Source organism: Jeotgalibacillus salarius, from assembly GCF_004405125.1.
GTDB lineage: Bacteria > Bacillota > Bacilli > Bacillales > Jeotgalibacillaceae > Jeotgalibacillus > Jeotgalibacillus salarius.
On sequence record NZ_SORX01000004.1, the window covers coordinates 95747 to 121993 of the forward strand.

Consider the following 26247-nt stretch of genomic DNA (forward strand, 5'->3'; position numbering starts at 1 on the left):
ATAAATAATCATTTTTAACAGTTGTGTGAGGTGGTTGTGTTGTTGCTAAAGTGGTTCGGATAGGCAGCTCGACACTAGTGCCAGTAGGAGTGAGAACCATGTTGATTGCAGGCGCAAAGATTTGAAAATAAATTGATCAGCTATCATATTACTCATTCATTATTGTAAAAAAATGTTGTAATCAATCATCAGAAGTTTATAGTTATAATCAAATGTCCCACGTAGGACAAAAAAGACGATGCTTACAGAATCGTCTTTTTTAACAGCAGGAAATGAAAGCGCTCGCAGAAAAGAGAGTCAGTGATCATCTGAAGCATCAACTGGTTAACAGGTGATGCGATCAGTTCAGTCATAGGTCAGTATCTAAAATCAATGTTGTGAAAAGGAGGTTTGTCTGAAGAGAAAGATCCGCTTTTAGAAGCAGACGTTTGTCATGTGAAGGTTTACTGGTAAAAAAACAGACAGGAGATGAGTACATATTGAAAAAGGCGAAAAGAATGAAAATGCTGAGTCTCGTTTTAGTGACGAATATGCTGATGTTCACTTTTGCAGATGTGAATGTAAGCAGTGTGAAAGCAGAGGAAGCAGATCAGAGTGAGGCGGCTTCACAAACCATTACAACAATCGCTGCAGCCGGACCTACTTCACTTCAGGTAGGATTTGACGGGGGTGTCGGATTTGAATTTCCGAACTTTAATAATGGCGCCGGGTTTGACGCTGTAGAGGATGATGTTGATCTTCTTGTGAAGCAGGATGGCGAATGGGTTTCGATCGTCAACAATGCTGCGAGCGGATGGATCTATGATGTGAACTTCGGTAACTGGTGGGAAGGTCCAGGTGGTTACTGGTTCAACCCGGTAGAAGAAACGACACAGGTCAGAGTCGCTTCACAGACGAATCCTGATGTGTATGTTGAGTACACGTTAAATGTCACGCCGGCAGACACGCAGGTCATTACATCAATGGCGCCAGCAGGTCCGACGACATTTGATGTATCGCCTTCCGGTGGGACAGGGTTCGAATTCCCGAGGTTCAATAGTGGCGCAACATTTAACGATGTTCGGGATGATATCGCCCTTTTCGTAAAACAGGGTGATGAATGGGTTTCAATTGATAACAATGCAGACAGCGGCTGGATTTATGATAATAACTTCGGTAACTGGTGGGAAGGTCCGGGTGGATACTGGTTTGACCCGGTAGAAGAAACGACACAGGTGAGAGTGGCTTCGATTACGAATCCTGATGTGTATGTTGACTATACGTTGGTCGTTACACTTCCTGTGAGAAATTCTCACGTCATTTCAAACTTTGATGGCAACGCAACCTTTGAAGCGGATAAGAGCGGTGCAATCGGTATGCCGATCCCGAGAATTGACGGGGGTTACGCGACAAAGAGTGAAATTGATAACTTTGTCTACGAAGTAAAGGTAGATGGTGAGTGGGTCAACATTTTAGAATCCAACATAACTGGCTTCAGTTACTCGGCAAATGGTTACAATAACGCGTCATCTGCTACGCAGTGGGGATTCTGGACGGATTATATTTTCGGTCTATGGTTTCAGCCTTTACAGGAAGATGTAGCGCTTAGAATCGGTTACCCACTGGACGGTGAAAAAGGCGGCGACATTGGTAACAACTATGTTGAGTATCAATTGATCGGCAACCCGGATGCTTTTCGCCCGGATGATGTCGTGGGTGAAGATATTGAGCTTGGTACATCTGAAGATTCAGCGATTGAAGGATGGGAATTAGTCTTTAATGATGAGTTCGATGGGTCAGAACTTGATGAAAGTAAGTGGAATTATGACACTGGCTACTATTTAAATGACGACCCGGGTACATGGGGCTGGGGTAATAACGAGCTTCAGCATTATACGGACAGTGAAGATAATATATTTGTAGAAGATGGTAAGTTAAATATCACGGCACTTGACGATCCGGCATCATTCGAGCAGGATCCGGACCGTGTGGCACCTTATTCATCAGGAAAAATCACGACGCAGGATAAATTCAAATTTACTTACGGACGAGTGGACTTCAGTGCGAAGCTTCCTGCAGTATCAGGCGCTTGGCCGGCACTTTGGATGATGCCAAATGATGAAGTGTATGGAAGTTGGGCATCTTCTGGTGAGATTGATGTCATGGAAGCAAGAGGACGTGTACCTGGCACAACAAGCGGTGCGATCCACTTTGGCGGTGAATGGCCTTCTAATACGTACCTTTCAGGTGAACAGCACTTTGAAGAGGGGGGCAGAATTGATACAGATTTCCACACGTACAGTGTGGTTTGGGAAGAAGATTCAATTAACTGGTATGTAGACGGACAGTTCTTTTACAGAGTAACAAAAGAGCAGTGGTTCTCAGCAGCAGTCCAGGACAATCCAAATGCACCATTTGACCAGGATTTCTATCTGATCATGAACCTTGCAATGGGCGGCTGGTTTGACGGCGGCGTTGAGCCTGATGTTGATGATTTCCCTGTTTCAATGGAAGTGGATTATGTCCGCGTATATAAAGACCTTGAACCAGAAGAAGAGGAAATCCCTGAGGTTCCGGTTACAGGCGTAACACTGAACAAATCTGAAGTTGAATTAACAAAAGAAGGCCAGACAACAAGACTTTCAGCAGCAGTTGCTCCGGCAAATGCAACAAACAAGAAGGTGTCATGGTCTACAAGCGATGAAAGTGTTGCAAAAGTAAGCGCAACAGGCGTTGTGACAGCAGTCGCAAACGGAATGACTGAGATTACAGTCACAACAGAAGACGGCGCACAAACAGCTAAAGCAACTGTCACTGTCGATATTATTCCGCAAATGACGCAGGAGCAGTTGTTCCCGCTAAAGAACGGTTCATTCAGCGATGGGCTTACTGAATGGTCAGCGTGGAGCTGGAATAACGAAAACTTTATTAATGAAGTAGAAGTGGAAAATGGTAAAGCACAAATCAGCGTTCCTGCATTTGATGCAGAAGGCACGGGTGCTGAAAAGTGGGCTGTCCAGTTCAAGCAGACAGACCTTCAGCTTTACGCAGATAAAGAATACCTGGTTTCATTTGATGCGAGCTCAACAATACCACGCGATTTGGAATTAGTCTTGCAAAACAATGATTTTGAGCGCGTGTTTGAAAAGGAAATCTCATTAACTGAGGAAACTGAACGATTCACGTATTCATTTACAGTAACAGAAGAAGAGGCAGTTGAACTGAACTTCCTTTTAGGTAAATATGCTGAAACGGATGCGCATAGCGTAACGATTGATAATGTCGTGCTTGAAATGAAGAACCCGGGTGTGAATCAGGTGAAGAATCCTTCATTCGCAGATGGAAACACATCGTGGGATCTATGGTCTGATACAGGTGCAACGTCAACGATCACAGACGGTCAGAACCAGTTGACGATTCCATCGATCGGCAATGAGTTCTGGAGCATTCAATTCAGTCAGACTGGACAATTACTGGAGAAATCAAAATCATACCGTCTAGTATTTGATATGGCTTCATCAACGCCTAGAAAAATTGATGCGATTTTAGAAAATGCAGGCTTTGACAAGCATATCTGGGAAACGGTTGAGATCAATGAAGAATTAAAAACATATGCAATTGAATTTACCTATGAAAAGGACACGGATGCTGCGAAGCTTCTATTCGCTTTAGGTAGGGTTGAAGGACAGGAAGCAATTGGCGAACACACAGTCACAATCGATAACGTCCATCTGTATGAAATACCAGCTTTACCAGCAGAAGGTCCTGAAAATCCGGAAGAACCATCACCGGAAAGAGAAGGATACGGCGTTGGGACAATCAAGGAAAATTCAGTTGAGTTTTATGTGAACGATGCGCCATGGGCGATCCTTCATTATATTAAGAATGGCACAACGCAGCAGAACATCATGATGAATAAAGCTGGGGAGAACTACAATGTCTTTACGTTAGATGTGAATGAAGGCGATGAGATTAAATACGGATTCACTTATGGACTGGCTGAAGGCGGGCAGGATGAATATGCTGAGCAAACGTATATTCATGAGTTTTCAACAGCGCCTGAAGCACCAACAGCTAACGAGGTATCTGACCAGTCGACAGAAGTAACTGGTGAAGCAGCGGCCGGAACAGTTGTAACAGTGTCGAATGAGACAGAATCATTTACTGGAACAGCTGATGCTGACGGTGCGTATTCAGTGTCAATTCCAAAGCAGGAAGCAGGAACTGTACTTACAGTGACGGCAACTGATGCAGATGGAAATGTCAGTGAAGCACTCAGCATTACAGTCACTGATAAAACAGCACCTGAAGCGCCAACGGCAAATGAAGTATCAGATCAGTCGACAGAAGTAACGGGTGAAGCAGAAGCCGGTTCAACTGTCACGATCTCAAATGGAACAGACACATTTACAGCAACAGCAGATGAGAACGGTGAATTCGCTGTTGAAATTCCAACGCAGGAAGCAGGTACCGTGCTTGTGATTACAGCAACGGATGAAGCTGGAAATGTGAGTGACGAGTTAAGTGTGACTGTAACAAGCACGTTTACAGTAGAAGAAGTAACGGTTCAGTCTAAAGAAGTAACTGGCCAGACAGAAGCCGGAGCAGTTGTCACTGTGAATCTGAATGGTAAAAATAATAAGCGTACTGTAACGGCAAATGAAGACGGTGAATTTACAGTCAAGATTCCTAAGCAACACGCAGGTACAATCCTTACCATTACAGCAGAAGATGCGGATGGCAATGTGATTGACACTAAGACAGTAAGTGTTAATGATGGTAAAGCACCTTCCGCACCAAACGTACAGAAAAATGTAAAGATTTCCTCTACATCTGTCTCAGGTAAAACAGAGGCGAATGCTGAAGTGACGGTGAAAGCTGGCGAAGAAGTCATCGGAACTGCCAAGGCAGATGATAAAGGAAAGTTTGAAGTGACAATTGAGAAGCAAAAGCAATCAACTGTTCTTAGCATCACTGCGACAGATGCAGAAGGCAAGACCAGTAAAGCAGCAAAGGTAACAGTTAAGAAGTAAGCAGCGCAACCCCCTTTCCGGGAATGGAGAGGGGGTTGTTTTTATGTGCAGGGGCTTACTCTATGGGATTTTACAGGGGTACAATAAACAGAGCCAGCTGTCCTCAACCGCATTTATGCGTCTACTGACAACGAATTCTGACCTTTTTCTAGCTCCCCGCTTTCCCCCCACGCCTGTAAAAGCCTTTTATCAAGCTTTCCCACGGCCGTCTTTGGCAGTTCCGGTAAGATATAAATCTGTGACGGACACTTGTACTTAGTCAGGTGAGCCTGGCAGTGCGTACGAATTTGGCTGATAGTTAAGTGAAGATCAGACAAAGTGACGAATGCTACCGGCACTTCTCCCCATTGGTCGTCGGGGCAGCTGACAACAGCCTGATCGCGAATCCCCGGAAGCATGTTAATGACGGTTTCAATTTCCTGGGGATAGATGTTTTCCCCTCCGGAGATAATCATTTCTTTTATGCGTCCTTTGATGGTATAGTTCCCCTTGTTATCAAGCTCTGCAAGGTCACCTGTCTTGAACCAGCCATTGTGAAAGGCGGATTTGGTTTCGCCTGGAAGCCGCCAGTAACCGGAGAAGAGGTGAGGGCCTTTGATCCGGATTTCACCTGGTGTGTGCGATGCCTGGATTTCATTATTTTCTTCATCAAATAGTCTGATTTCTGCATAGATCATCGGTTTTCCGACGGAGCCTTTATAACGCTGAGCGTAATCAAGCGGCATCATAAAGTTGTTCGGTCCGGCTTCTGATAATCCATATCCCTGCTTAAAGGGCAGCTTGTGCTGTTCGAAGTATTGATAGATCGACATTGGACAAGGTGCACCTCCTGAGAGAAATGTTTTCATGGAAGGGAAAGCCCGATTCCCGAGTTTACCGGTATTGATCATCATTTGATACATCGTTGGAACAAAAAGAGCGATCGTAATTCTGAAGTGATTCAGTTCGTTCACCACTTTTTCAGGCTGAAATTTGTTGCCAATGACTACCTGGCCGCCTGCCATCAAAATCGGAATGGCGAGTGCGTTCAGTCCTCCTGTATGAAAAAGAGGCATATAGGTTAGGGTCCGGTCGTCTTCAGTCAGTCCCCATGAGACGATCGTATTAATCGCATTCCATTCAATGGCGCGATTTGAAAGCATGACGCCTTTTGGCGCGCCGGTGGTACCGCCTGTATAGATCATAACTGAGGTGGCTTCAGTCTCTGCTTCACAGGTCACGATTGTTTTATCCAGATTTTCCTGCAGGGCGTCAGTAAGCAGGACCACATTGCCTGTGCTTTGCTCTGCGCGGCTTTTCATTTCTTCATCTGTGACGACAAGGGCAGGCCCGGCATCTTGGAGTATCGCTTTTATTTCAGCCGGATGCAGCCGGGTGTTAAGTGGCGTAAAGATCAATCCCATATAGCTGCAGGCAAAAAGCAGCGGAAAGATCTCGATGGTGTTGGCACCGAGAAATGCGATTCTTTCTCCCTTATTCATTTCGAAACGGGAGAGATAGGCCTGCCAAAAGCCGATCTGTTTGCCGAGCTCTTTATAAGTCCAGGTATCCTGCGTGTCAGCGTCCACGAGCGCAGAAGCCTCTGGTGTCATACTGATGCGTTTTTGAAGCCAATGAGTAGTTGCGCTCATGAGAGTCATCCTTTCTACATCATTATGCCGCCATCTACATGCAGCACGTGTCCATGTACATAATCTGCCTCATTGGAAGCGAGAAACAAATAGGCATTTGCGATATCGCGTGGTTCAGCGAGGCGCTGAAGTGCGACGACGGATGTCATCTGATCAATTATTTTTTCAGGCATTTTTGCTACCATGGGTGTTGCAGTGAATCCTGGTGCAACGGCGTTGACCTGAATGCCTTTGCGGCCAAGCTCTTTTGCCCATGATTTTGTCATGCCGATTACTGCAGCTTTAGACGCAGCATAATTGGTCTGCCCGACATTTCCGTAGACGCCGCTCACAGAAGACGTATTAATAATTTTTCCAAAGCCCTGTTCAATCAGGTGGGGAAGGGCTGCGTGTGTCATATGAAAAACACCTTTTACATTAATGTCCATAACCTGATCAAACTGATCCTCAGACATTTTGGCAAACATGGCATCAAGTGTAATGCCGGCATTATTGACGAGTATGTCAAGACGGCCGAATTTTTCGAGCGTAAAGGCTACAGCTGCTTTTGCCTGTGCTTCCTTTGACACATCTGTCTGGCAGAAGGCCACCCTATCTTGATGATCTGTAAGTTCCCCGGTCAGCAGCTCACCCTGTTCCTGATTATAATCAGCTATCACCACGCGGGCTCCTTCTTCAAGGAAGCGTTCAGTGGCGGCTTTCCCGATGCCGCTTGCTCCGCCTGTGATGATGGCTACTTTATCCTGAAGACGCATCATCTCTCCTCCTTTATAAATTCATCTATTACGCGCACAAGTTCATCAAGCTGATCCACAAGCGGTGAATGACCGGCATCAGTGAGCTGAACATGCCTCGCGTGCCCTTTTAAATCAGTGATTAATTCATCCGTCATTTGTTGCGGGACGATCATATCCCGGTCTCCGCTGATCACAAGCACCGGTGCTTTGATTGATTCAATAGCGCCTGTTCCTTTTGCTGCTTCATTGGAAACTGTGCTGATGTTAAATGTATTAAGTGCCGTATAGACGTCTGCAAGATTCCGCTGGGTGAGCATGTCATCAACGTAAGCTTCATATCTCTCGTCATCCGGCTTTTTATGCGTATAGATGCCTGCATTCCATACAGCTTTCAGGCCTTCACGATCTTTATTGTCATACAGCCCCTGAATATGCTGAGTGCGGAGCGGGTCCTGTTCAATTTCCTCCTTTGTCGTCAGCCGCCTTACCTTTGTTAAATCATCAGGGTCCAGGTACTGCACGAAAGGATATCCTCTTGAGGAAGCGGATGCGAGAAGGATGAGTGCCGCAACCGCTTCCGGGTGATCAATGGTATATTGCATCACAACTGCACCGCCAAGTGACCAGCCGGCGAGGTGGAAGTGTGTCAGTCCAATTTGGTCGATCCACGCTGCAAGATCCTCAGAAAAGCTTTTGATAGAGGTGATGGGCTCATTGTAGCTCGAGCCCCCGAACCCGCGAAGATCGGGGGCATAAATCGTATAGTCTGAGGGGAGGGCTTCGATGAGAAGATCCCAGTGCATGGATGATGTCATATTGCCGTGTACGAGTACAATCACTTCTTCGCCGCCGGGACGCATGCGGTAGGTGATGTTTTCGCCGTTTTTAAGGTGTACAGTTTTCAATGTCATTCGGTTTCCCTCCATTTAATCACCTGCGCTCCCCAGGCGTAGCCGATTCCGGCGCTGACCAGAACGACGACTGAACCGGGATTGATTTTCTTTTCTTCAAGCGCGAGCTCTAACGAAATAATCTGGTCAAACTGACCGATATGGCCGTAATCTGATAAATAAATTGATTGATCATCATGCAATCCGAGCTGCTGTAATACATATTGATGGGCAGAGCGCTTCATATGAAGAATGCTCAGGTAGTCGATATCCGCCTGAGTATAGCCGCTTTTTTCAAGTGCATCACGGATGACAAACAGGAAGTTTTGCATGGATTTTGCTTCAAGGCGCGCTTTCATACCCTGTGGATCAGGCACATCAAGTTTATAACGGTTTGCGGCCAGATCGTCAGCTGTAAGCGGTGCTTTTGTTCCGCCGACAGGGACAATGACATCCTCAGAAAAGGAGCCGTCAGTGACGATTGAATTGCCGAGCAGCTCGTTATCTGCCATTTCCCTTGATAGCACGAGGGCACCGCCTCCTGATGCAAGGTTGAACATAAAGCGTGTGCGCTCATTTTGATAGTCAATAAAATCCTCATTACGATATCCGCCGGCAAGTAACACGTAGCGGACTGACGGATCTGCTGTCATCATATCTTTTGCAAGCTTCATCGCCATCATGGCGGTACCGCAGCGGAGTGCGGCATCGAATCCCCAGGCACGTGTGGCACCAAGCCGCTGCTGCATATAGATGGCGGCTGTCCAGAGCGGGTATTCCTTATGCTCCTCACCGATATAAATGATCAGATCCAGCTGTTTGGCACTGATACCGGCATGTTTAAGCGCACGCTCGGCGGCATGTATGCCCATTTCAACAGTGTGGTCATCAGGACCTGCAACCGGCTTTTTTGTAATGCCCATTTTTTCGCGGATCACCGTCTCCGGAAGACCTGACAGCTCAGACAGCTGGCCAGCGGTCATATAGTGATCCGGAAGATAGCTTCCGATCCCTGCGATGCCGGTCATGATTTCACCACACTCTTTTTCATCGGACCTGCGACTTTTACCTTTTTGCCTGTAAGCCTTGCATAGATACTCTGAATACCGCCGACAATGCCACGCGGGAAGAAGATCACAGCCACAATATAGAGAATGCCAAACAAAATGATCCAGCGTTCAAAAATTGGATAATCACGCGCAAGTCCTGACAGATAATGCTGGGCAAGTTCGATCACCCCTGCACCGAGAATTGGACCGACCAGTGTGCCAACGCCACCGATAATCGTCATTAAAAGGGCATCCAGTGTAATGTCCATCGTCATGACGCTCGTGTTAACAAAACGGAGTGAAACCGCATAAAGTGAACCGGCAAGTGATGCGAAGACACCTGCGACAACAGACGCAATGACTTTATAATGAAGCGTTTTAAAGCCAAGAGAGGCTGTACGGTTTTCATTTTCTCTGACTGAAATCAGCACATGACCCATTGGAGACGAAACAAAGCGCTTTAAAAAAATAAATACGGCAATCAGACAGCCGAGTGACAGCAGATAAAAGACTAACCGGTCCTGAAAGATTTCAGGTGCACGGAAGGTGAAGCCGTCATTTCCAAACGTCAGTGAACGCCATTTTTCGGCTGCTACGAGAAACAGACCGGATAAGGCGAGCGTCAGCATGGCAAAGTAATGGCTTTTTAACCGCAGTGTTAAAATGCCGACAAAGAAGCTCACAACCGCTGCAAGAATGAACCCTATTGCAATGGAAAGGACAAAAAAGAGTAATGTGGGTCCGAATGTATCCAATACAATCCCTGTGCTGTATGCGCCGATTCCGAAGAACATCGCATGCCCAAATGACACAATACCGGTATAGCCGAGCAGCAGGTCATAGCTCATCGCAAGGATCGCAAAAATGAAAATCTGAGTCAGCAGGATTGTCCAGGTCCTGGAATCTGATACGAACGGAAAAATCAGCAGTGCGAGTGCAATAATCAAATAGATGCTTTTATTCAATGATAATACCTTAGACATACTTTCACCCCTTTGCCGCAAATAAGCCCTGCGGTCTGAAAATCAGTACGAGTGCCATCAGGATCATGTTAACGGCGAGAGATAAAGCGGGAACATAATAGGCCATAAAGCTTCCGGCCAGGCCGACCAGAATCGCAGCCATCAGCGAGCCGGGCAGTGAGCCCATTCCGCCTATCACTACAACGATAAAAGCCAGTATGCCGAACTCAAGGCCCATCTCTGCATAGACCACACCGGAATAAGGTGCCATCAGTGCGCCGCCAAGTGCCGCAAGGGCTGCTCCTGCAATAAAGGTAAACAGAAACACCTGCTTAATATTGTTCCCGAGCGCCTGAACCATCTCTTTATTCAACACACCAGCCCGGACAATTAAGCCGATCTTTGTACGCTTCAGAATGAACTGAATGATGCCAAATACAACAAATCCAATTAAGATAATAAACATCCGGTATTTAATCAGAATGACATCGCCAACCTCCCAGCTGCCAGCCAGATAAGGAGGCACCTTAGCCGCAAGCTGGTTAGGCCCAAATACGACTTTAATCATCTCTGTCAGCACCAGCATAAAGCCGAGTGTGATCAGAATCTGCTGAACGTGATTGCCGTAAACAGGTGTAATAATCAGCTTTTCTGTGACGAATCCGAGTATAACGCCGGTTACAACCGCGCCGAGAATTGCGAGGATAAAGCTGCCTGTTGTGGCGTACATCCACACTGCTGCGAATGCGCCCCATACAAACAGTCCACCATGCGCAAAGTTCAGCACACTCATCAGCCCGAAAATCAGTGTAAGCCCGGCTGCGAGTAAAAAGATCAGCATACCTGTTGCCAGGCCGTTAATAAGTAAATTAATGAGCAATTCCATCGTTTTCCCTCCTTAACCAATCCCGAGGTATTTGCGTTTCATTTCTTCATTTTCGACCAGATAGCCCATTTCACCGGTGTGGACTGTGCGGCCATCATCAATCAGCGTAAAGGTATCGCCAACCAGGGAAGCCATCCGGAAGTTCTGTTCTACAAGAACGATCGTCGACTGTTTTTTCAGTTCGTGGATCGCTTCGATTACTTTCCCGATAACCACTGGCGCAAGCCCCTTGGATGGTTCATCAATGAGCAGCAGGCGGCTGTCCTGTACGAATGCTCTGGCCATAGACAGCATCTGCTTTTGTCCGCCTGACAGGTTGCCACCGTCTTTTTTCCAGAACTTTTTCAGGTCGGGAAACAGCTTCAGGACGTAATCAACCCTCTCAGCTGTAGCCTCTGACTGATCACGCATGGCGACGCGGATATTTTCCTCCACTGTCAGTGTGGCGAAAATGCCCTGATCCTCAGGTACATAGCCGAGGCCGCTCTGAGCAATTTTGTGTGTAGGCAGCTTTTCAATCGGATTTCCCTCAAATAAAATAGATCCGCTTTTTGACGGATGAAGACCCATAATGGTTTTCAGCGTTGTCGTCTTACCGGCCCCGTTACGTCCAAGCAGTACGCTGACCTGGCCTTTGGGTGCAGTGAAATTCACGCCCTGTAAAATGTGATATTCGCCTATATAGGTATGCACGTCACGCATTTCTAACAGATCTGTCATCCTCATACCCTCCCAAATAAGCTTGCTGCACGGTTTCGTTTTGCATAATGTCCTCAGGTGAACCGTCTGCCAGCAGCTGCCCGTTGAAAAGCACCATAATGGAGTCAGAAAGGTCAAGAATCATATCCATCTTATGTTCAATCAGCAGAATGGTTTTGTCGCCCTGTTCCTTAATAGAGCGGATCACATTTAAAATCGCAGGCACTTCCTCGAGTGACATGCCGGCAGTCGGTTCATCCAGGAGCAGAACCTCCGTATCCAGCGCCAGGAGCATGGCAATCTCAAGCTTCCGTTTCTCTCCGTGGGAAAGCTGGGAAGCGATCATCTGAGCCTTGTTATCAAGTAATACCTGCTTCAATAATTCGTGTGCTTCCTCTGTCAGCCGGTGATAGGAGCGAGCGCTTTTCCAAAAGGTGTAGCGCACCTTTTCCCGCGACTGAACCGCGAGTCTGACATTTTCAAATACAGTCAGGCTCGGAAATACATTCGTAATCTGAAAGGACCGGCCGATCCCGATGCGTGTTCTGTCTACGGCACTGACGCCGTTCAGGGATTTCCCTTTATAAAAAACTTCACCCGCTGTAGGCTTCAGTTCACCGCTTAACAGGTTAAAGAATGTCGTTTTCCCGGCGCCGTTTGGGCCAATAACTGATTTGAATTGTTTTTCAGGCAATGAAAAGGTGACATCATCCACTGCTGTATGTCCGCCGAACTGAATTGTCAGGTTTTTCGTTTCCAGTAAAGCCATTTGTTTTCCTCCTTTTCTGTCCATATGCCGAAAGACGAAAATCATGTTCTTTCGGCATATGGACAGACGACTGTTGTCGTCTGCCCTCAAGCTTTATTCCGGGTTGTTCATAATTGGCGGCTCTGTATCTTCAGGTGACAGCTCTTCAACCAAAACCGGCACAGGATATGGCACGCCTTCCTGTTCTTCAAGCGTGATCGAATACATTGGCTGAAGCGCCTGGTGATCTTCAGGACGGAATGTCATCGTGCCTTTAGGCGTTTCAAATGACATGCCTTCCATGATCCCGATCAGTTCATCAGCATCCACAGAGCCTTCAGATTTCTCCAGTGCTTCCACAATCGCAATGGCAGCAGTCATCCCACCCGGTGTGAACAAATCAGGTACTTCACCGTCATAACGGGCTTTATGCTCTTCAACAAGCCAATCATTAATTTCATTATCCGGCAGCGTATGGTAATACACGCTGAACCCTTCCATTCCAACGAGCGGTTCCATAATGCTAAGAGCCGGAATATCAGGGGCACCGGTTGAAATCTTAATCCCTTTTTCCTGAAGCTTCATATCAGCAATCTGGTTCCATGGAGAGTTTGCTCCCGCCCAGACGATGAATAGATAATCCGGATCTGCTTCAATGACCTTTTGTAGATTTGAGGTGAAATCAGTGGCTGCAGGGTCAGCGAATTCTTCCAGTACAATTTCAGCACCAAGGTTTTCTGCGGCTTCTTTAAATGCTGCTACGCCGTCCCAGCCGAATGAATAGTCAGGTGCAAAAGTGGCAATCTTTACACCTTCACCGGCAATGGCAGCGGCACCTGCTACTGCATCCTGGGAAGAGTTACGCGCTGTGCGGAAAATGTATTTATTAAATTCTGAGCCAGTAATACTGTCAGCAACAGCCGGTTCAACGAGCATGATCTTTTCATATTCCTCAGCGAGTGGAAGTACAGCAAGTGTATCCCCTGAGCTTGAGGAACCGACAAGGAAATCAACGTCATCTTCTTCCAGTAATTTAGTGGCTTTTTGAACCGCAACCTCCGGCTTTGTTTCTGTGTCTTCAAATACAACTTCAATCTTTTTGCCCGCGACTTCCATTGTTCCGTCAGTAGCATATTCAAGACCAAGCTCAAACCCGCGCTGCGTCTGCTTTCCATAAGACTCAAGCGCCCCTGTTAATGAAGCCAGTACACCGACCTTGACTGTGTCTTCGTCTCCCGCATTACCATCAGCCTGACTTCCGCAGCCAGCCAGCAGCAAAGCAGAGGACAGTACAAGCGTGGAACCCCATTTTCTAATCATCGTATTTCCCCTTCCTGTATTCTTTTGAAAGCGTTTTCTTTCTTCTTTGCAAGTGTATGCGGCAGGAGTTACAAATGAGTTACAACATAAAAACGCCTCTGAAGCAAACGTTCAGAGACGAATCAGATCATACATATTTTCAGTCGTTTCCATTGGCGGTACACCAAGCTCCTCACGAAGAATACGTTCACAGGAGGAATAGAGCTCCATTGCACGCCGGCGATTTTTCTTTTGATAATAAGCGAACATCAGCAGGCGGTAGGCTTCTTCCCAGGTGAGATCCTCAGCAAGAATTTTCTCAGCCCAGTAAATGACTTTATTATAATCCTGCAAGCGTGTATACAGTTGGGCGATCCGCTCCATTACCTCTAAGTAGCTCTGATGAAAAAGCTCCTGTTCGCGTCGGATCAATTTGCTGTCGGGCACGCGCTCACCAAACAGCTCCCCCTGGTAATAGCTGATACCCTTTTTCAAATAACGCAGCTGAAGCCTGGGGTCCTTTATCTCTGACGATTCTTCAATCTCAGCCTGCCACTGTTCCGTATCAATCTGGATCCTGGTCTCGGGTCGTATCCTGTAAAGCAGTCCCTTGCGTTCGATAAAATAGGACTCTCTCCTGGCTTCCCGCTCCGGTTCTATCGCCTTCAGCATCGCATTATAAGTTACTTTGAAATCACGTTCTGCCTGCTCGGGTCCGACTTCAGGCCATAATTCATCGTAAATCTCCTGCTTATTCAGATAACGATTCCGATTGAGCACAAATAGCGCAAACAGCTCCTTTGCCTTCTCCCGTCGCCATTCTTTTTCATGTATGGTGGTCTGTCCTCTTGTCACATGGAATGCACCGAGCAGCCTGACATGCAGCGTGTAGGAAGGTGGCCGTATTTCCTCTGCCAGCCCGAGCCGTTTATAAACCTTTTGCCTTTTTTCCTGTGTCAGCTTTTTAGCTGCCTCGTACCAGAAAGGGAGTGCCTGTGCCGGGTCGACCGGTCCAAACAGTGAATGTTGCTTGAACAGAAAATCAAACGACTCAGTGAGAAAAAGGTCTGTCAGTTTTTCGAGCTCATTTATATTAAAGGTACCGCTTTGTTTAAAATGTTGAGCCTGAAGATAATAGCGTGTAACGAACTCACCAAACCGGTCACCACACCGGATGAAGCTCTCAAGCGCTTCCCGAAAATCATGAATCGCCTCTTCTGTGCGGTTTTGATGGCACCTTACATGGCCTCTGCCAACCAGCAGATAAGCAGACAGCCAGTTATCCTGAACCTTCTCTGTTTCACGAATCGCGGCATCATAGGCTTCGGCAGACTGCTCTGTAAGTCCCTGCATAGCAAGCACAGTTGCAAGGCCCATCAGCGGTTCTGCCTTTGCACGATTTAAATCGTACAGCGTCAGCAATTCAATCGACTTCCGATAACAGCTGTGCGCCTCATCAAGCTCCCGCACAGGAGAAATCAGATGCGCATGACCTTTCCGGACATAGCCGACCGCTTCAATATAGATGGACTTCTCATCACGCCCATGTTCAACACCGCGTTCTGCGAGTGTCAGTGCTTCCTCTGCCTGTCCAAGCATTGAACTGATAAATGACGCAAGAATTGTCCCTTCGCGAAACATTTCCGGCAGCGCAGCCGTTTGCTGCTTCTTACTCAGAACCGTCGCGCGTGCTTCCTGAAGACGGCCTCTCCTAAGATGCAGACGCACATCAGTATTATGAGCTGGAAGGTCTTCAATCCGCATATTAAAACGCTGCATCAGATGCTCAGCTTCCTCTGCCTGTCCCAGATTGACCAGATTTTCAATCCGAAGACATTTCCACTCTTCAATCATCGCAGGATCAAAGTCTGAAACTGAACCGGCAAGCCTCAGGGCACTGTCTAGGTAAGGCTCGGCATAGAGCGGCTGGATCGTATCAATATAAATAGATGCGATCCCAATCATACATTTGGCTTCTGTATAAATATCCTTTTTCTCCCCGGATCGTTCAGCACATTCAAGGTAAGCGGATTTTGCCTTTTCATAATAGGCTTTATAGCGGTGAACTTCTCCTTCAAGGTGGTACAGCGGATAATGAATGTCCTTCAGCGTGGCTGGAATCTGATGAAGCAGATCCTCAAGATAATCGAATTGTCCGCGCGCAATCAATTGCGGACCAAACTCACTTACCTGTTCAGCCATTTGCTGCTGATTATTCACAATCCGGTAATGGTTCATCGCCTGAATCACATTGTTATGATCCGCATAATATTCTGCAAGCTGCTGGTGCTGCTGAAGCCAGGATTCCGGCATTTCCGTCTGGAAGGTATCCTGTAAAAACTGGTGAAAGAGTGCATGGAACCGGTAATGCGATGCCCCGATCTGATGCACAAACATGTGAGCATACATCAGCTCCTTTAGTAAGCGCTTTCCTTTTTCGCCATAAAAATGATCAATCGCCTGCAGATCAAACGACTCCATCAGACTGAGCCGGTAAAGCATATGCTGCTCCTCAGAAGAACGCTTGCCAACAACCTCCTGTGCCAAAAATTGAAAAAGCTCATCAGTCGGGAGGTCCGGAAAGGAAAAATGAGACTCGCCTGACCCAGCAAGATAACTGCCGATCAGCTGAACTGCAATCGCCCAGCCCTCGGTTACACGATAAATATCTGCGATCGTATCATCAGTCAGCTGAAGCCGATATGTATCCTCATAAAAATATCTGATTTCATCAGCTTTAAACTGAAGATCATCAGAAGAAATTTCCACCAGCTGTCCTGAGCTGCGCAGCTTTAAAAGGTTAGACCAGCGCGGCTTCTGACGGCTGCAGAGTACAATATGCACCGTATCCGGCAGCAGCGCGATCACTTTCTCCATGAAAAAATTAATGCTGAACACATGATCAATCGTATGATAGTCATCTATCACAATCACAAACTCTTCATCAATCGGCGATAAAGCTTCAATAAACGAAGTCACCCAACCCTGCAGATCTGAAGGTTTAGGGTAGTGAAGAAGCGTGCGCTTTTCTCTGAAATCACTATCAACACCAGGCAAAACCCGCTCAATACTTGCCATTAAGTAAAGCAGAAACGGCTGAATATCATCATCTTCCTCCTGAGCTGTATACCAGCTGTAAAGCTTCTTTTCATCCTGAAGCACATGTGAAAGCAAAGAAGTCTTACCATAGCCTGCCCCGCTGTGAATGAGCGTCAAAGGAGACTGGTAAAGCTGCTTTAACTTCACACTGACCGCCGCACGTCTTAAATAACGCGCATACGCAGTCGGTGCTTTAATCTTTGATTCAAGAATCGGTGTATTCATTCAATCACCTCCAGTACTCTAACAAACTGATCACAAACCAGCGAAATAGAAATTGTTCACTTATTTACTATTTTTAGTATATCAAAACAAATTGGATAGGGGGTATAGGTGTAGTGAACTAAAGGGGACGAATCTTGCTGCTCTATACTGGGGTCTTGCATCTATTAAACCACCAACTTCATTCATACTAATATATGTCGTCTGTGTCAGAGATAGTTTTAATTTTTAGTGACCAATTCGCAATAGAGGGGGGAGAGGGCTCTTGCTTCTGTATTAAACATTACTTTTACACAATTTCTAATCATGATATAAAGAAGTTAAATTGTTGGGCATGGAACATTTTTTCATCTCAAACGTACATTTGTTAAACCACCTTTGAGTAGTGGGCAAATGAATAAAGATAACTTTAAATGTAAGATGTCTTTGAAATGAAAATTGAGAATACGAACAGGTTTTAAATCATTTTAACAGGAGGTGTGTTGATATGGACTTACTGCTATGGTTTACGATTGTTTTTGTTGTGATTGGATTTATTGTGCTGATAGTACTTAGTAAATCAATGAAAGACCGTGTGAAGTTTTTGAAAAGTAACCCTGATGGTGAAGGTAGTGAAAAGGAAGCTAAAACGGTCATCCGGTTTATCTGGACAGCGGTTGCATTCGGTGTGGTTAGTATGGCGCTTGTTGTGACGTGGTTTTCAGGGAATGCTTAAAAGTCAGGCAGCGGGTGTTACAAATTAGAAAATGCTTTAGGGAATTAACGATTAAAACTTTTAGGGAGTCTACTTATGTTCGTTTTCAATATCCTCGTATCTATTGTCGGAATGACCATATTAATAGGAATATCAGGTTTTATGATCATCAAAATCCTCCAAAGTAAAAAGAATATCTACTCGTGGATGATTTTATTTTCCCTCATTTTTTTCCTTATTCTTGTCCTGGATCAGGCAACGAAATTTTTCATTTTTCATAAGTAAGCCTATCCAAAATATCTCAAATGTAACGAGTCAGATTCACTTTTTTGCAACAAAAAAACCGCAGAAAACGCTCTGCGGTTTAAGCCTATGAATGCTTCCTGATCTTATTATGATGCCTGCCAATCGGCACTACAAAAGGGGAGCCTGAAATCGGATCCTTCATGACTGAGCATTTCAGGCCGAAAATTTCTTCAATCAGCGGGCTTGTAATGATACTTGACGGATCACCTTCTGCGATCAGTTTTCCTTTACGCAGGGCAAAGATATGATCTGCATAGCGGGCTGATAGATTGATATCATGCAGTACCATTACGATCGTTGTTCCGTGCTTACGGTTCAAATCTGTTAACAGATCCAGGATTTCAACCTGGTAGGTGATGTCGAGGTAGGTGGTTGGTTCGTCAAGGAAGAGAATATCCGTCTGCTGCGCAAGTGCCATCGCGATCCAGACACGCTGTCTCTGACCGCCTGACAGCTCATCAATATGACGGTCGGCGAATTCTGTGATATTCATCATATCCATTGCATCGCTCACAGCCTCATAATCCTTTTGGCTCCAGCCTTTCATAAATGACTGGTGCGGGAAGCGGCCCCGTCCGACTAGATCGGTCACAGTAATGCCTTCAGGTACAATCGGTGTCTGAGGCAGCAGTCCAAGCACGCGTGCCAGTTTCTTTGGCGGAATCTTCTGGATCGGTGTTCCGCCGATTGTGACTTCACCGGCTGTCGGTTTGATCAGTCTGGCCATGGTTTTCAAAAGGGTAGACTTTCCGCAGCCATTGGCACCAATGATGATGCTGATTTCGTTACTCGGAATCGTGACATCAATGTTATGAAGAATAGGTGTTTCATCATATCCGGCAATCAGGCTGTCAGCTCGGAAAGTATGTGTCTGTTTCATTATAAATCTCCTTTTTGATTCATTCTGATCAGCAGGTAAATCAGGTAAGGTGCACCAAGTATACCTGTGATGACGCCTACAGGATACCGTGCAGTAAAGGCGAACTGACCGATCAGATCAGATGCCAGCACCAGAATAATCCCGACAAGGCCTGCTGGAATCGTTCCTGAGAATCCTGCACCGACAAGTCTTTTAGCGATCGGTCCGGATAAAAACGCGATAAAGGCAATTGGACCAGTAGCAGCTGTCGCTAAAGCAATAATCATGACAGAACTGACAACGAGTAAAAACCTCGTCTGACTCGTATTAATGCCCAGTGACGTTGCAGCCTGTTCACCAAGCTCGAGCATATCAAGCCGTCTGCCGAGAGCGAGAATGATCGGTGAAAAGATAAGAACTGTCACAATCAACGGGTACAAACCTTCTGTTGTTGCACCGTTCAGACTTCCTGTTAACCATCTCATCGCAGTCGGAATATCATTCTCCTGTCCGATCAGCAGCAGGTAGGAGACGACTGCATTGAGCATCGCCTGAATCCCGATTCCAACGAGAATTAATCTCCCAATAGAAAATGACGTGCTTTTAGAAAGCGTGAAAATCACCAGTACCGTGACCAGTCCGCCAATAATGGACGATACAGATACAAATGTACTGCTCGCCTGCAGCACGATGATACTGAATACAGCAGCAGCGCTTGAGCCTGCAGTAATGCCGATGACATTTGGATTCGCAAGCGGGTTCCTCAGCATCGTCTGGAACACGTGACCGGCAACACCGAACGCAAATCCTGCAAATGCGCCTGCAATCATTCTCGGCAAACGGATGGTGCCAACTGCAAAGGACGCACCGCTGACTTCTTCACCCATCAGCACGCCGATGACGTCTCTTACCGGGTAGATTGTATTGCCAAGCATCAGCATGGTGCAGCTGAGTGCAAATGCAAGAACAGCAAGGATCGTCGTTACAGTTAAAAATCTGCGTCTTCTTTTTATTCTTCCTGACTTTATAGGATAAATCAGTTCGTTCATCATAATGCACGCATTTTCGCTTTCATTGTAATTAAAATTAATACAGGTGCTCCGACAAATGCTGTAACGACCCCAACTTCAAGCTCACCTGGACTTCCAAGCACGCGTCCGGCAACATCAGAAATGCTTAAAATAATCGCACCTGAGATGGCAGACATCGGAATCATAAAGCGCAGGTCCGGTCCGATCATCAGACGGATCAGATGAGGAGCGAGGAGACCGATAAATCCAATCGGTCCGGCAAGTGCGGTTGTCACACCGCATAACATGACGCCGCCAAGCGCAGCGATCACTCTGAGCGTCCCTGTCTTCACGCCAAGACCTTTGGCTGCTTCATCACCTAAGGCAAGCGCATTCAGCGCAGGTGCTGTGACGACAGCAATAATCAGACCAATGACAAGAAAAGGAATAAAAATTTTCACTGAATCCCATGTGCCGGCACCGACACTGCCTACCTGCCAGAATCTGAACTGGTCCATTACGCTCGAACGGGGGATCATGACGGCCATCACAAGTGATGATAATGCAGCACTTGTTGCAGCACCCGCTAAAACGAGCTTAAGGGGCGTGGCACCGCCACGACCCATTGCACCAATTCCGTATACAAAAATAGCAGTCAGTATGGCACCTGCAAGGGCAAACACAATAAACTGCGCTGAACTGTTAATGTTGAAAAAGGCAATCCCGCAAACGACAAACAGTGCAGCCCCGGTATTGACACCGAGTATACTCGGGTCAGCAATCGGGTTCCGGGTCACTGATTGTAATAAGGCCCCGGATACCCCAAGTGCTGCGCCGCACATGAAGCCGAATATGGTTCTTGCAATTCTCTGCCGTACAACATTTGCCTCGTGGGTCTGAACATCAGCATTGAACAGACCTGAAATGATATCGTTCATTGCCAGTGCCCGTGACCCGAATGCAAGAGAAGCAAATATACATACCGCTAACAGTACAACAGATATCACCAGCAGCTTGATAAAGTTTTTGGGCAGATGCCACTGCTTCTGTGCTGTAACGGAAAGTTGATTCATCTTATTGCTCTAGCTTGCTTACAGCTTCTGACATAAGTGTGAGGTACTCATCAATCGTATACTCAATTGACAGTGTACTTGGTGTCCCTGATGCTGCAAGCGGTGTGTTATCCCCGATGATCACAACAGATCCTCTTTCGATTGCCGGAACCTGACCAAGAATCGGGTCATTCTGTAATGCTTCCAATGTATTCTCATCACCGTATGAAACAAGGACATCAGCATCATTCAGCATATCAGCGTTTTCCGTACTCGCTTCGATGTAAAATGCATTTGGATCAGTGAATTCATCTAACAGGCTATCCGGATATTCCATGCCGATCTCTCCAAGGAAAGCACCACGCGGGTCTTCAGGTGAATAAACAAAGAATGATGAAAGGTCAGCAGCGTTAACACTTAAGAATGCAGCCGTTTTTCCTTCGAATTCAGGGTATTCTGCCACTTTATCAGCAATCAGCTGCTCAGTATCAGCAATCAGCTGTTCGCCTTCTTCTGCCATACCCATTGCCATTGAGTTATATGTAACCTGGTCGCGCCATGAAGAAACCCAAGGTGCTTCCTGATAAGCGACAACTGGTGCAATCTGGCTTAGCGTATCGTACTCTTCCTGCGTCAGTCCTGAGTATGCTGCAAGAATCACATCAGGGTTTACATCTGCTACTGCTTCAAAGTCAATGCCATCAGTATCCTGGAAAAGAACTGGCTCTTCTCCATCGAGCTCTTCAATTGCTTCAGCAGTCCAAGGAAGGATTCCGCTGTCATCCTGCACGCCGTAGTTTGCAGCTGATAATCCAACTGGCATCACGCCAAGTGCAAGTGGTACATCATGATTTGACCACGCAATGGCTGCAACACGTTCAGGTTTTTCTTCAATTGTTGTTTCCCCGAGCGCATGTTCAATTACGATTGGATATTCAGTTGAAGATGCGTCAGTATCAGTTGTTTCAGTGCTTTCTGTATTCGTATCTTCCGTTGTTCCTGTTTCTTCTTCAGAAGATGAATCATCTGAACACCCAGCCAGTGCAAACATCAGCAGTGCTGACATTGATAATGTAAATAGTGGAGACTTTCCTTTAAACGTCATAATATCTTTTCCTACCTTCTTTTAAGTTAATTGATAACAATTATCATTATCATCACTTTAGACTGTATTTTGTAATCTGTCAAATATATTTTTGAAATGGTTGCAATATTTTAAGAAGTCTGGGACAGACCCAAACTTCTTAAAGAGAGGTATGAAAAACCCTCTCTGAAACATTCATGTACTAGTCACATAATCCATTTCCCCTCATACCTATAAGTACCAGACCTTTTCTAAAGAAGGAGCATGTAACGATGGGTATCTCAACAGGGGAGCAGTACATTAACCGGATCAATCAATTGAAAACGGATATATTGCTGGATGGAAACCGCATAACCGGAAAAATTTCAGATCATCCGGCATTTAAAGGCGTGATAAAGAGCCAGGCGAAGCTGTATGATCTTCAGCATCAGCCTGAATTAAAAGAGCTAATGACGTTTGTCTCCGGAACATCAGGAAACCGTATAGGGACTTCTTTTCTAGAGCCGAAAACAAAAGAGGATTTAGAGAAAAGAAGACGCATGGTTCAGACATGGGCGAAGAGTAATGCCGGCATGATGGGCAGATCCCCGGATTATATGAATACGATTCTGATGGTGTTAAATGCATCAGCTGAGCTTTTTGCTGCTGAGGATGAAAAGTGTGTGGAAAATATAAAGAACTACTATGAATATATAAAAGAGAAGGATTTATCTTTAACCCACGTATTTGTCAGCCCGCAAAAAGACCGCTCAAAAAAAGAAGGCAGTGAAGATATTGCAGCGCGAATGGTGAAGAAAACGAAAGACGGGATTATCATTAATGGTTCACGGATTCTGGCAACCCAGTCAGGCATGACGGATGAAATTCTTGTCTATCCTGTACCTTCTAATATAAATGACGAAGCTTTTAACTACGCCTTTGCGATTCCCTGTGACACACCTGGACTAACGTTCATCTGTCGTGAATCCTTTGCTTATAAGGACGCTCATTATGATCATCCGCTCGGCTCCAGATTTGATGAAATGGACGCGATTGTCCTTTTTGACAATGTGCTTGTTCCATGGGACCGGGTGTTTTTGCATGGCAGTTCAATTGTCAAAAGTCTGTTATACAGCAGGAGTCATATGTTTGAACATACTGCACATCAGGTTGTATCAAAAAATGTGATTAAAACAGAATTTATAATGGGAACCGTTCAATTGATCATTGATAGCATCAATATCAGTGAATACCAGCATATACGCGAGAAGTTTTCTGAAGTGGCAATTGCGCTTGAAGCGATGAAGGGCTTTTTATATGAGGCAGAGAGAAATGCAAAACTCAATCAGTGGGGCACAATGACGCCGGACCCGAATCCATTACTTGCGGCAGTGAATTACTATCCAAGGATCTATCCGCGCTTTATCGAAATCATTCAGCTGATCAGCGCGAGTGGACTTGTTGCGATTCCGACTGAAAAGGACTTCGGAACAGATCGTAAGGATGTATTAAATCATCATTTACAGTCTGCCAATCAGGATGGCTTTGAGAGGGTGAAATTATTCCGTTTAGCATGGGATGTGTCGATGAGTGCCTTTGGTTCCAGGCAGAAGTTATATGAAAGATTCTTTTTCGGTGACCCTGTCCGGCTGGCAGATCAGTTGTATGGCAACTATGACAGAAAAGGTTCAGTTGAGATGGTGAAGGATTTTCTTGGGGGGACCTAAATGGAGTTCATTAAAAAAAGAGAAAAGCCAAATCAGCTTTTCTCTCACAGCGTGAAGGCTGGGACAGGCCCAGCCTTCGCTCATACTTATTTAGAAACCGAAAAACCCTGCTCTTCCTGCACGCCATTTTCTGCTCTAAATTCATTCAGCAAATCACGCACTTCATCAGTCGTTTCCGTCTCCATCAGACGATTTCTCAGCTCACTTGCACCACGGAATCCGCGTACATAGATTTTGAAAAAGCGGCGGAGCGGTTTGAATGGACGCGGCTCGAGTTCTTCTGAATACTTGTCATGCAGATCCAGCTGCAGACGAAGGAGGTCGAGCAGTTCTTCACTCGTGTGCTCTTTCTTTTCCTTTTCAAATGCGAACGGGTTATGGAAAATGCCCCGCCCAATCATGACACCGTCAATCCCATACTTTTCAGCAAGCTCAAGGCCCATCTGACGGTCCTCGATATCGCCATTAATTGTAAGAAGTGTATCCGGTGCAATCTCATCGCGAAGCTTTTTGATCTCAGGGATCAGCTCCCAGTGAGCAGGCACGCTACTCATCTCTTTTTTCGTACGCAGGTGGATCGACAGGTTGGCAATATCCTGTTGAAGAATATGCTTCAGCCAGTCATGCCACTCATCCAGATTCGTGTAGCCAAGACGCGTCTTCACGCTGACAGGGAGTCCTCCTGCTTTTGCTGCCTGGATAATCTCAGCCGCAGTCTCAGGATGTCGGATCAGCCCTGATCCTTTTCCGTTCGCTGCAACGTTCTGCACAGGACAGCCCATATTAATATCCACACCGCGATAGCCCATTTCAGCCATCCCAATACTCATCTGACGGAAATATTCAGGCTTGTCTCCCCAAATATGCGCAACAATCGGCTGCTCATCTTCTGTAAAAGTCAGTCGCCCTTTGACGCTGTCTTTACCTCTTGGGTGACAATAGCTTTCCGAATTCGTAAACTCAGTAAAAAACACATCAGGTCGCGCTGCTTCACTCACAACATGACGAAACACGACATCAGTTACCGCTTCCATCGGCGCAAGCACAAAAAACGGCCGCGGCAACTCCTGCCAGAAATTATCTTTCATATCTATCTGAACCCTTTCTATAGAGGAAACATGTTCCCAAAAATATTATATAAAATCATCAATGACTGGTTTCACTTGATTTTGGTCTGTATATACTTTAATAGGATTTTGGGGAAAGTGCAAGGGGAGGAGGTTCACATAGTAAAGGAAATGTTGGAACCGTGCTCTTTATTGTATAATGGTAAAAAATGTTTGGGAGAGAAGTGACATGACAAATCCTTTCATATTAACGTGGGATTCTTTCAGTGAGTGCCGGGATACGATCAAGCATATCCTGTGGATGTATCATGATATGACCAAAATGTATGGCGGTTTTGGTCACAACATTGACTTTGAACCAATTGATTATAAGCGCTTTCTATTCACAGAAATAGGTGAAGGGAGCATCTTTCTTCATGGAAAAGAGGCGGAAATCCTGAGACAGGGGGCACTTGTAGCACTTGGCTGTGATGTTGATAATCTGCTTGATGAGGCACAGAGACATCCTGGAGTTTACAGTTTCATTACAAATGTCTTATCCAACCCTTCTTTGAAAGGCAGGTCTTTTGAAAAAGAAGTACTTACAGCGATGAAAAAGGCACTGGACGAAGAACCGGATGTTGCATGGGAATCACTGGAGTACGGTTCTAAATTAGAAGCTAAGCTTGCTGAAGTGTATGAAAGGTATGTGATGGGTTATTACAGGAGGATGCTGGATGAGAGTGAGCGGGGGAAGCGGTCGTGGGGGAAGTAAGGCGTGTACATGGTGGGGACGGAGGTTAGAGTGTCATGAGATGACACTCTAACCTCCGTCCCGGCAGTGCATATTCAGTTAAATCCCCTTAAAAGTCCCCATGGCCTTCTCAATATAATCGCCAAAACCAAGCTTCACCTCAAGCCCTTGCTCCTGCAGCTGCTGCCAAATTGCGCGATCAACCGAAAAAGGTGCTGTTTGCTGAAGTGTTGCCCATTCTTCAGCGCTCAATGTTGCCGTGTAACGTTTCTCATTTTGTAATACCACGATTCGGTAATCATCAGACGTATTTACAAGCAACTCATAATCCGGATTCCACTGTTTTAACTGTTTTTCCATCGTCGTTGTCACATGATTAAAGAAAGCGTCATTCGGCATTGCTTTTGAAGCATAACCCCTCAACATTCCTGAAGCATTCATCTTCATCTCTCCTTCAAATTTTTTAAATAAGAATCAAGAGAAACGAAAAAGTCCCTGCTGC

Annotated in this window: 20 protein-coding genes; 4 read left to right on the plus strand and 16 right to left on the minus strand. The window is 45.9% G+C overall.

Features of this window, described 5'->3' with window-relative positions:
• The first annotated feature begins 479 nt into the window (after nt 1–479).
• Nucleotides 480–5012, plus strand: coding sequence for an Ig-like domain-containing protein (locus tag E2626_RS07975; protein WP_134381219.1), 4533 nt, complete (start codon nt 480–482; stop codon nt 5010–5012).
• Nucleotides 5013–5125: 113 nt separating this feature from the next.
• Here E2626_RS07975 and E2626_RS07980 read toward each other — a convergent pair whose 3' ends face one another.
• The 10 genes from E2626_RS07980 to E2626_RS08025 form a co-directional block, all read right to left on the minus strand.
• Nucleotides 5126–6643: a class I adenylate-forming enzyme family protein gene (locus E2626_RS07980; RefSeq protein WP_166786773.1), complete on the minus strand. Its 1518-nt coding sequence runs from the start codon at nt 6641–6643 to the stop codon at nt 5126–5128.
• A gap of 14 nt (nt 6644–6657) precedes the next feature.
• A complete protein-coding gene (gene fabG, locus E2626_RS07985) occupies nt 6658–7398 on the minus strand; it encodes a 3-oxoacyl-ACP reductase FabG (protein WP_134381221.1) in 741 nt (246 codons plus the stop codon).
• Entirely contained in the window at nt 7398–8291 is an 894-nt protein-coding gene (gene phaZ / locus E2626_RS07990) for an intracellular short-chain-length polyhydroxyalkanoate depolymerase (RefSeq protein WP_134381222.1), read from the minus strand. The genes fabG and phaZ overlap by 1 nt, the downstream gene beginning before the upstream one ends.
• Nucleotides 8288–9298, minus strand: coding sequence for a 3-oxoacyl-ACP synthase (locus E2626_RS07995; protein ID WP_134381223.1), 1011 nt, complete (start codon nt 9296–9298; stop codon nt 8288–8290). The genes phaZ and E2626_RS07995 overlap by 4 nt, the downstream gene beginning before the upstream one ends.
• Nucleotides 9295–10302 (minus strand): branched-chain amino acid ABC transporter permease, encoded by a 1008-nt coding sequence (locus tag E2626_RS08000; protein WP_134381224.1) that lies wholly within the window; start codon nt 10300–10302, stop codon nt 9295–9297. The genes E2626_RS07995 and E2626_RS08000 overlap by 4 nt, the downstream gene beginning before the upstream one ends.
• 4 nt (nt 10303–10306) lie before the next feature.
• Complete coding sequence (locus E2626_RS08005) at nt 10307–11167, minus strand: branched-chain amino acid ABC transporter permease (protein ID WP_134381225.1); 861 nt, start codon at nt 11165–11167, stop codon at nt 10307–10309.
• A 12-nt stretch (nt 11168–11179) separates the two neighbouring features.
• Nucleotides 11180–11887, minus strand: a complete 708-nt coding sequence (locus E2626_RS08010) for an ABC transporter ATP-binding protein (protein WP_134381226.1) — start codon at nt 11885–11887, stop codon at nt 11180–11182.
• Entirely contained in the window at nt 11862–12635 is a 774-nt protein-coding gene (locus E2626_RS08015; RefSeq protein ID WP_134381227.1) for an ABC transporter ATP-binding protein, read from the minus strand. The genes E2626_RS08010 and E2626_RS08015 overlap by 26 nt, the downstream gene beginning before the upstream one ends.
• Before the next feature lie 93 nt (nt 12636–12728).
• A complete protein-coding gene (locus E2626_RS08020) occupies nt 12729–13934 on the minus strand; it encodes a substrate-binding domain-containing protein (protein WP_134381228.1) in 1206 nt (401 codons plus the stop codon).
• Nucleotides 13935–14045: 111 nt separating this feature from the next.
• The gene (locus E2626_RS08025) at nt 14046–17237 is read right to left on the minus strand and encodes a BTAD domain-containing putative transcriptional regulator (RefSeq protein WP_134381229.1); all 3192 of its coding nucleotides are present in this window, start codon (nt 17235–17237) and stop codon (nt 14046–14048) included.
• A gap of 484 nt (nt 17238–17721) precedes the next feature.
• Between E2626_RS08025 and E2626_RS08030 the strand changes: the two genes are divergently transcribed.
• A complete protein-coding gene (locus E2626_RS08030; RefSeq protein ID WP_134381230.1) occupies nt 17722–17949 on the plus strand; it encodes a hypothetical protein in 228 nt (75 codons plus the stop codon).
• A gap of 349 nt (nt 17950–18298) precedes the next feature.
• Here the strand turns inward: E2626_RS08030 and E2626_RS08035 are convergent, their stop codons facing one another.
• From E2626_RS08035 to E2626_RS08050, 4 genes are read right to left on the minus strand one after another with little or no spacing between them, the layout of a single operon-like run.
• Nucleotides 18299–19114 (minus strand): ABC transporter ATP-binding protein, encoded by an 816-nt coding sequence (locus E2626_RS08035; RefSeq protein WP_134381231.1) that lies wholly within the window; start codon nt 19112–19114, stop codon nt 18299–18301.
• A complete protein-coding gene (locus tag E2626_RS08040; RefSeq protein WP_134381232.1) occupies nt 19114–20145 on the minus strand; it encodes a FecCD family ABC transporter permease in 1032 nt (343 codons plus the stop codon). The genes E2626_RS08035 and E2626_RS08040 overlap by 1 nt, the downstream gene beginning before the upstream one ends.
• A complete protein-coding gene (locus E2626_RS08045; RefSeq protein WP_208528132.1) occupies nt 20142–21176 on the minus strand; it encodes a FecCD family ABC transporter permease in 1035 nt (344 codons plus the stop codon). Before E2626_RS08045 ends, E2626_RS08040 begins: the two co-directional genes overlap by 4 nt.
• 1 nt (nt 21177) lies before the next feature.
• Nucleotides 21178–22260: an iron-siderophore ABC transporter substrate-binding protein gene (locus E2626_RS08050; RefSeq protein ID WP_134381233.1), complete on the minus strand. Its 1083-nt coding sequence runs from the start codon at nt 22258–22260 to the stop codon at nt 21178–21180.
• A 251-nt stretch (nt 22261–22511) separates the two neighbouring features.
• On the opposite strand from E2626_RS08050, the gene hpaB reads away from it, so the two are divergent.
• Complete coding sequence (gene hpaB / locus E2626_RS08055) at nt 22512–23945, plus strand: 4-hydroxyphenylacetate 3-monooxygenase, oxygenase component (RefSeq protein WP_134381234.1); 1434 nt, start codon at nt 22512–22514, stop codon at nt 23943–23945.
• A gap of 86 nt (nt 23946–24031) precedes the next feature.
• Here the strand turns inward: hpaB and E2626_RS08060 are convergent, their stop codons facing one another.
• Nucleotides 24032–25033: a tRNA dihydrouridine synthase gene (locus E2626_RS08060; protein ID WP_134381235.1), complete on the minus strand. Its 1002-nt coding sequence runs from the start codon at nt 25031–25033 to the stop codon at nt 24032–24034.
• 208 nt (nt 25034–25241) lie between these two features.
• Between E2626_RS08060 and E2626_RS08065 the strand changes: the two genes are divergently transcribed.
• Complete coding sequence (locus E2626_RS08065; protein WP_134381236.1) at nt 25242–25766, plus strand: hypothetical protein; 525 nt, start codon at nt 25242–25244, stop codon at nt 25764–25766.
• A gap of 78 nt (nt 25767–25844) precedes the next feature.
• Here the strand turns inward: E2626_RS08065 and E2626_RS08070 are convergent, their stop codons facing one another.
• On the minus strand, nt 25845–26186 hold the full coding sequence (locus tag E2626_RS08070) for a hypothetical protein (protein ID WP_134381237.1): 342 nt from the start codon (nt 26184–26186) through the stop codon (nt 25845–25847).
• Nucleotides 26187–26247 lie beyond the last annotated feature (61 nt).

What these genes read in the sequence shown, in the direction of transcription:
- E2626_RS07980 (WP_166786773.1), bottom strand. Translation starts at nt 6,643, where the DNA reads ATGAGCGCAACTACTCATTGGCTTCAAAAACGCATCAGTATGACACCA.
- fabG (WP_134381221.1), bottom strand. Translation starts at nt 7,398, where the DNA reads ATGCGTCTTCAGGATAAAGTAGCCATCATCACAGGCGGAGCAAGCGGC.
- phaZ (WP_134381222.1), bottom strand. Translation starts at nt 8,291, where the DNA reads ATGACATTGAAAACTGTACACCTTAAAAACGGCGAAAACATCACCTAC.
- E2626_RS07995 (WP_134381223.1), bottom strand. Translation starts at nt 9,298, where the DNA reads ATGACCGGCATCGCAGGGATCGGAAGCTATCTTCCGGATCACTATATG.
- E2626_RS08000 (WP_134381224.1), bottom strand. Translation starts at nt 10,302, where the DNA reads ATGTCTAAGGTATTATCATTGAATAAAAGCATCTATTTGATTATTGCA.
- E2626_RS08005 (WP_134381225.1), bottom strand. Translation starts at nt 11,167, where the DNA reads ATGGAATTGCTCATTAATTTACTTATTAACGGCCTGGCAACAGGTATG.
- E2626_RS08010 (WP_134381226.1), bottom strand. Translation starts at nt 11,887, where the DNA reads ATGACAGATCTGTTAGAAATGCGTGACGTGCATACCTATATAGGCGAA.
- E2626_RS08015 (WP_134381227.1), bottom strand. Translation starts at nt 12,635, where the DNA reads ATGGCTTTACTGGAAACGAAAAACCTGACAATTCAGTTCGGCGGACAT.
- E2626_RS08020 (WP_134381228.1), bottom strand. Translation starts at nt 13,934, where the DNA reads ATGATTAGAAAATGGGGTTCCACGCTTGTACTGTCCTCTGCTTTGCTG.
- E2626_RS08025 (WP_134381229.1), bottom strand. Translation starts at nt 17,237, where the DNA reads ATGAATACACCGATTCTTGAATCAAAGATTAAAGCACCGACTGCGTAT.
- E2626_RS08030 (WP_134381230.1), top strand. Translation starts at nt 17,722, where the DNA reads ATGGACTTACTGCTATGGTTTACGATTGTTTTTGTTGTGATTGGATTT.
- E2626_RS08035 (WP_134381231.1), bottom strand. Translation starts at nt 19,114, where the DNA reads ATGAAACAGACACATACTTTCCGAGCTGACAGCCTGATTGCCGGATAT.
- E2626_RS08040 (WP_134381232.1), bottom strand. Translation starts at nt 20,145, where the DNA reads ATGATGAACGAACTGATTTATCCTATAAAGTCAGGAAGAATAAAAAGA.
- E2626_RS08045 (WP_208528132.1), bottom strand. Translation starts at nt 21,176, where the DNA reads ATGAATCAACTTTCCGTTACAGCACAGAAGCAGTGGCATCTGCCCAAA.
- E2626_RS08050 (WP_134381233.1), bottom strand. Translation starts at nt 22,260, where the DNA reads ATGACGTTTAAAGGAAAGTCTCCACTATTTACATTATCAATGTCAGCA.
- hpaB (WP_134381234.1), top strand. Translation starts at nt 22,512, where the DNA reads ATGGGTATCTCAACAGGGGAGCAGTACATTAACCGGATCAATCAATTG.
- E2626_RS08060 (WP_134381235.1), bottom strand. Translation starts at nt 25,033, where the DNA reads ATGAAAGATAATTTCTGGCAGGAGTTGCCGCGGCCGTTTTTTGTGCTT.
- E2626_RS08065 (WP_134381236.1), top strand. Translation starts at nt 25,242, where the DNA reads ATGACAAATCCTTTCATATTAACGTGGGATTCTTTCAGTGAGTGCCGG.
- E2626_RS08070 (WP_134381237.1), bottom strand. Translation starts at nt 26,186, where the DNA reads ATGAATGCTTCAGGAATGTTGAGGGGTTATGCTTCAAAAGCAATGCCG.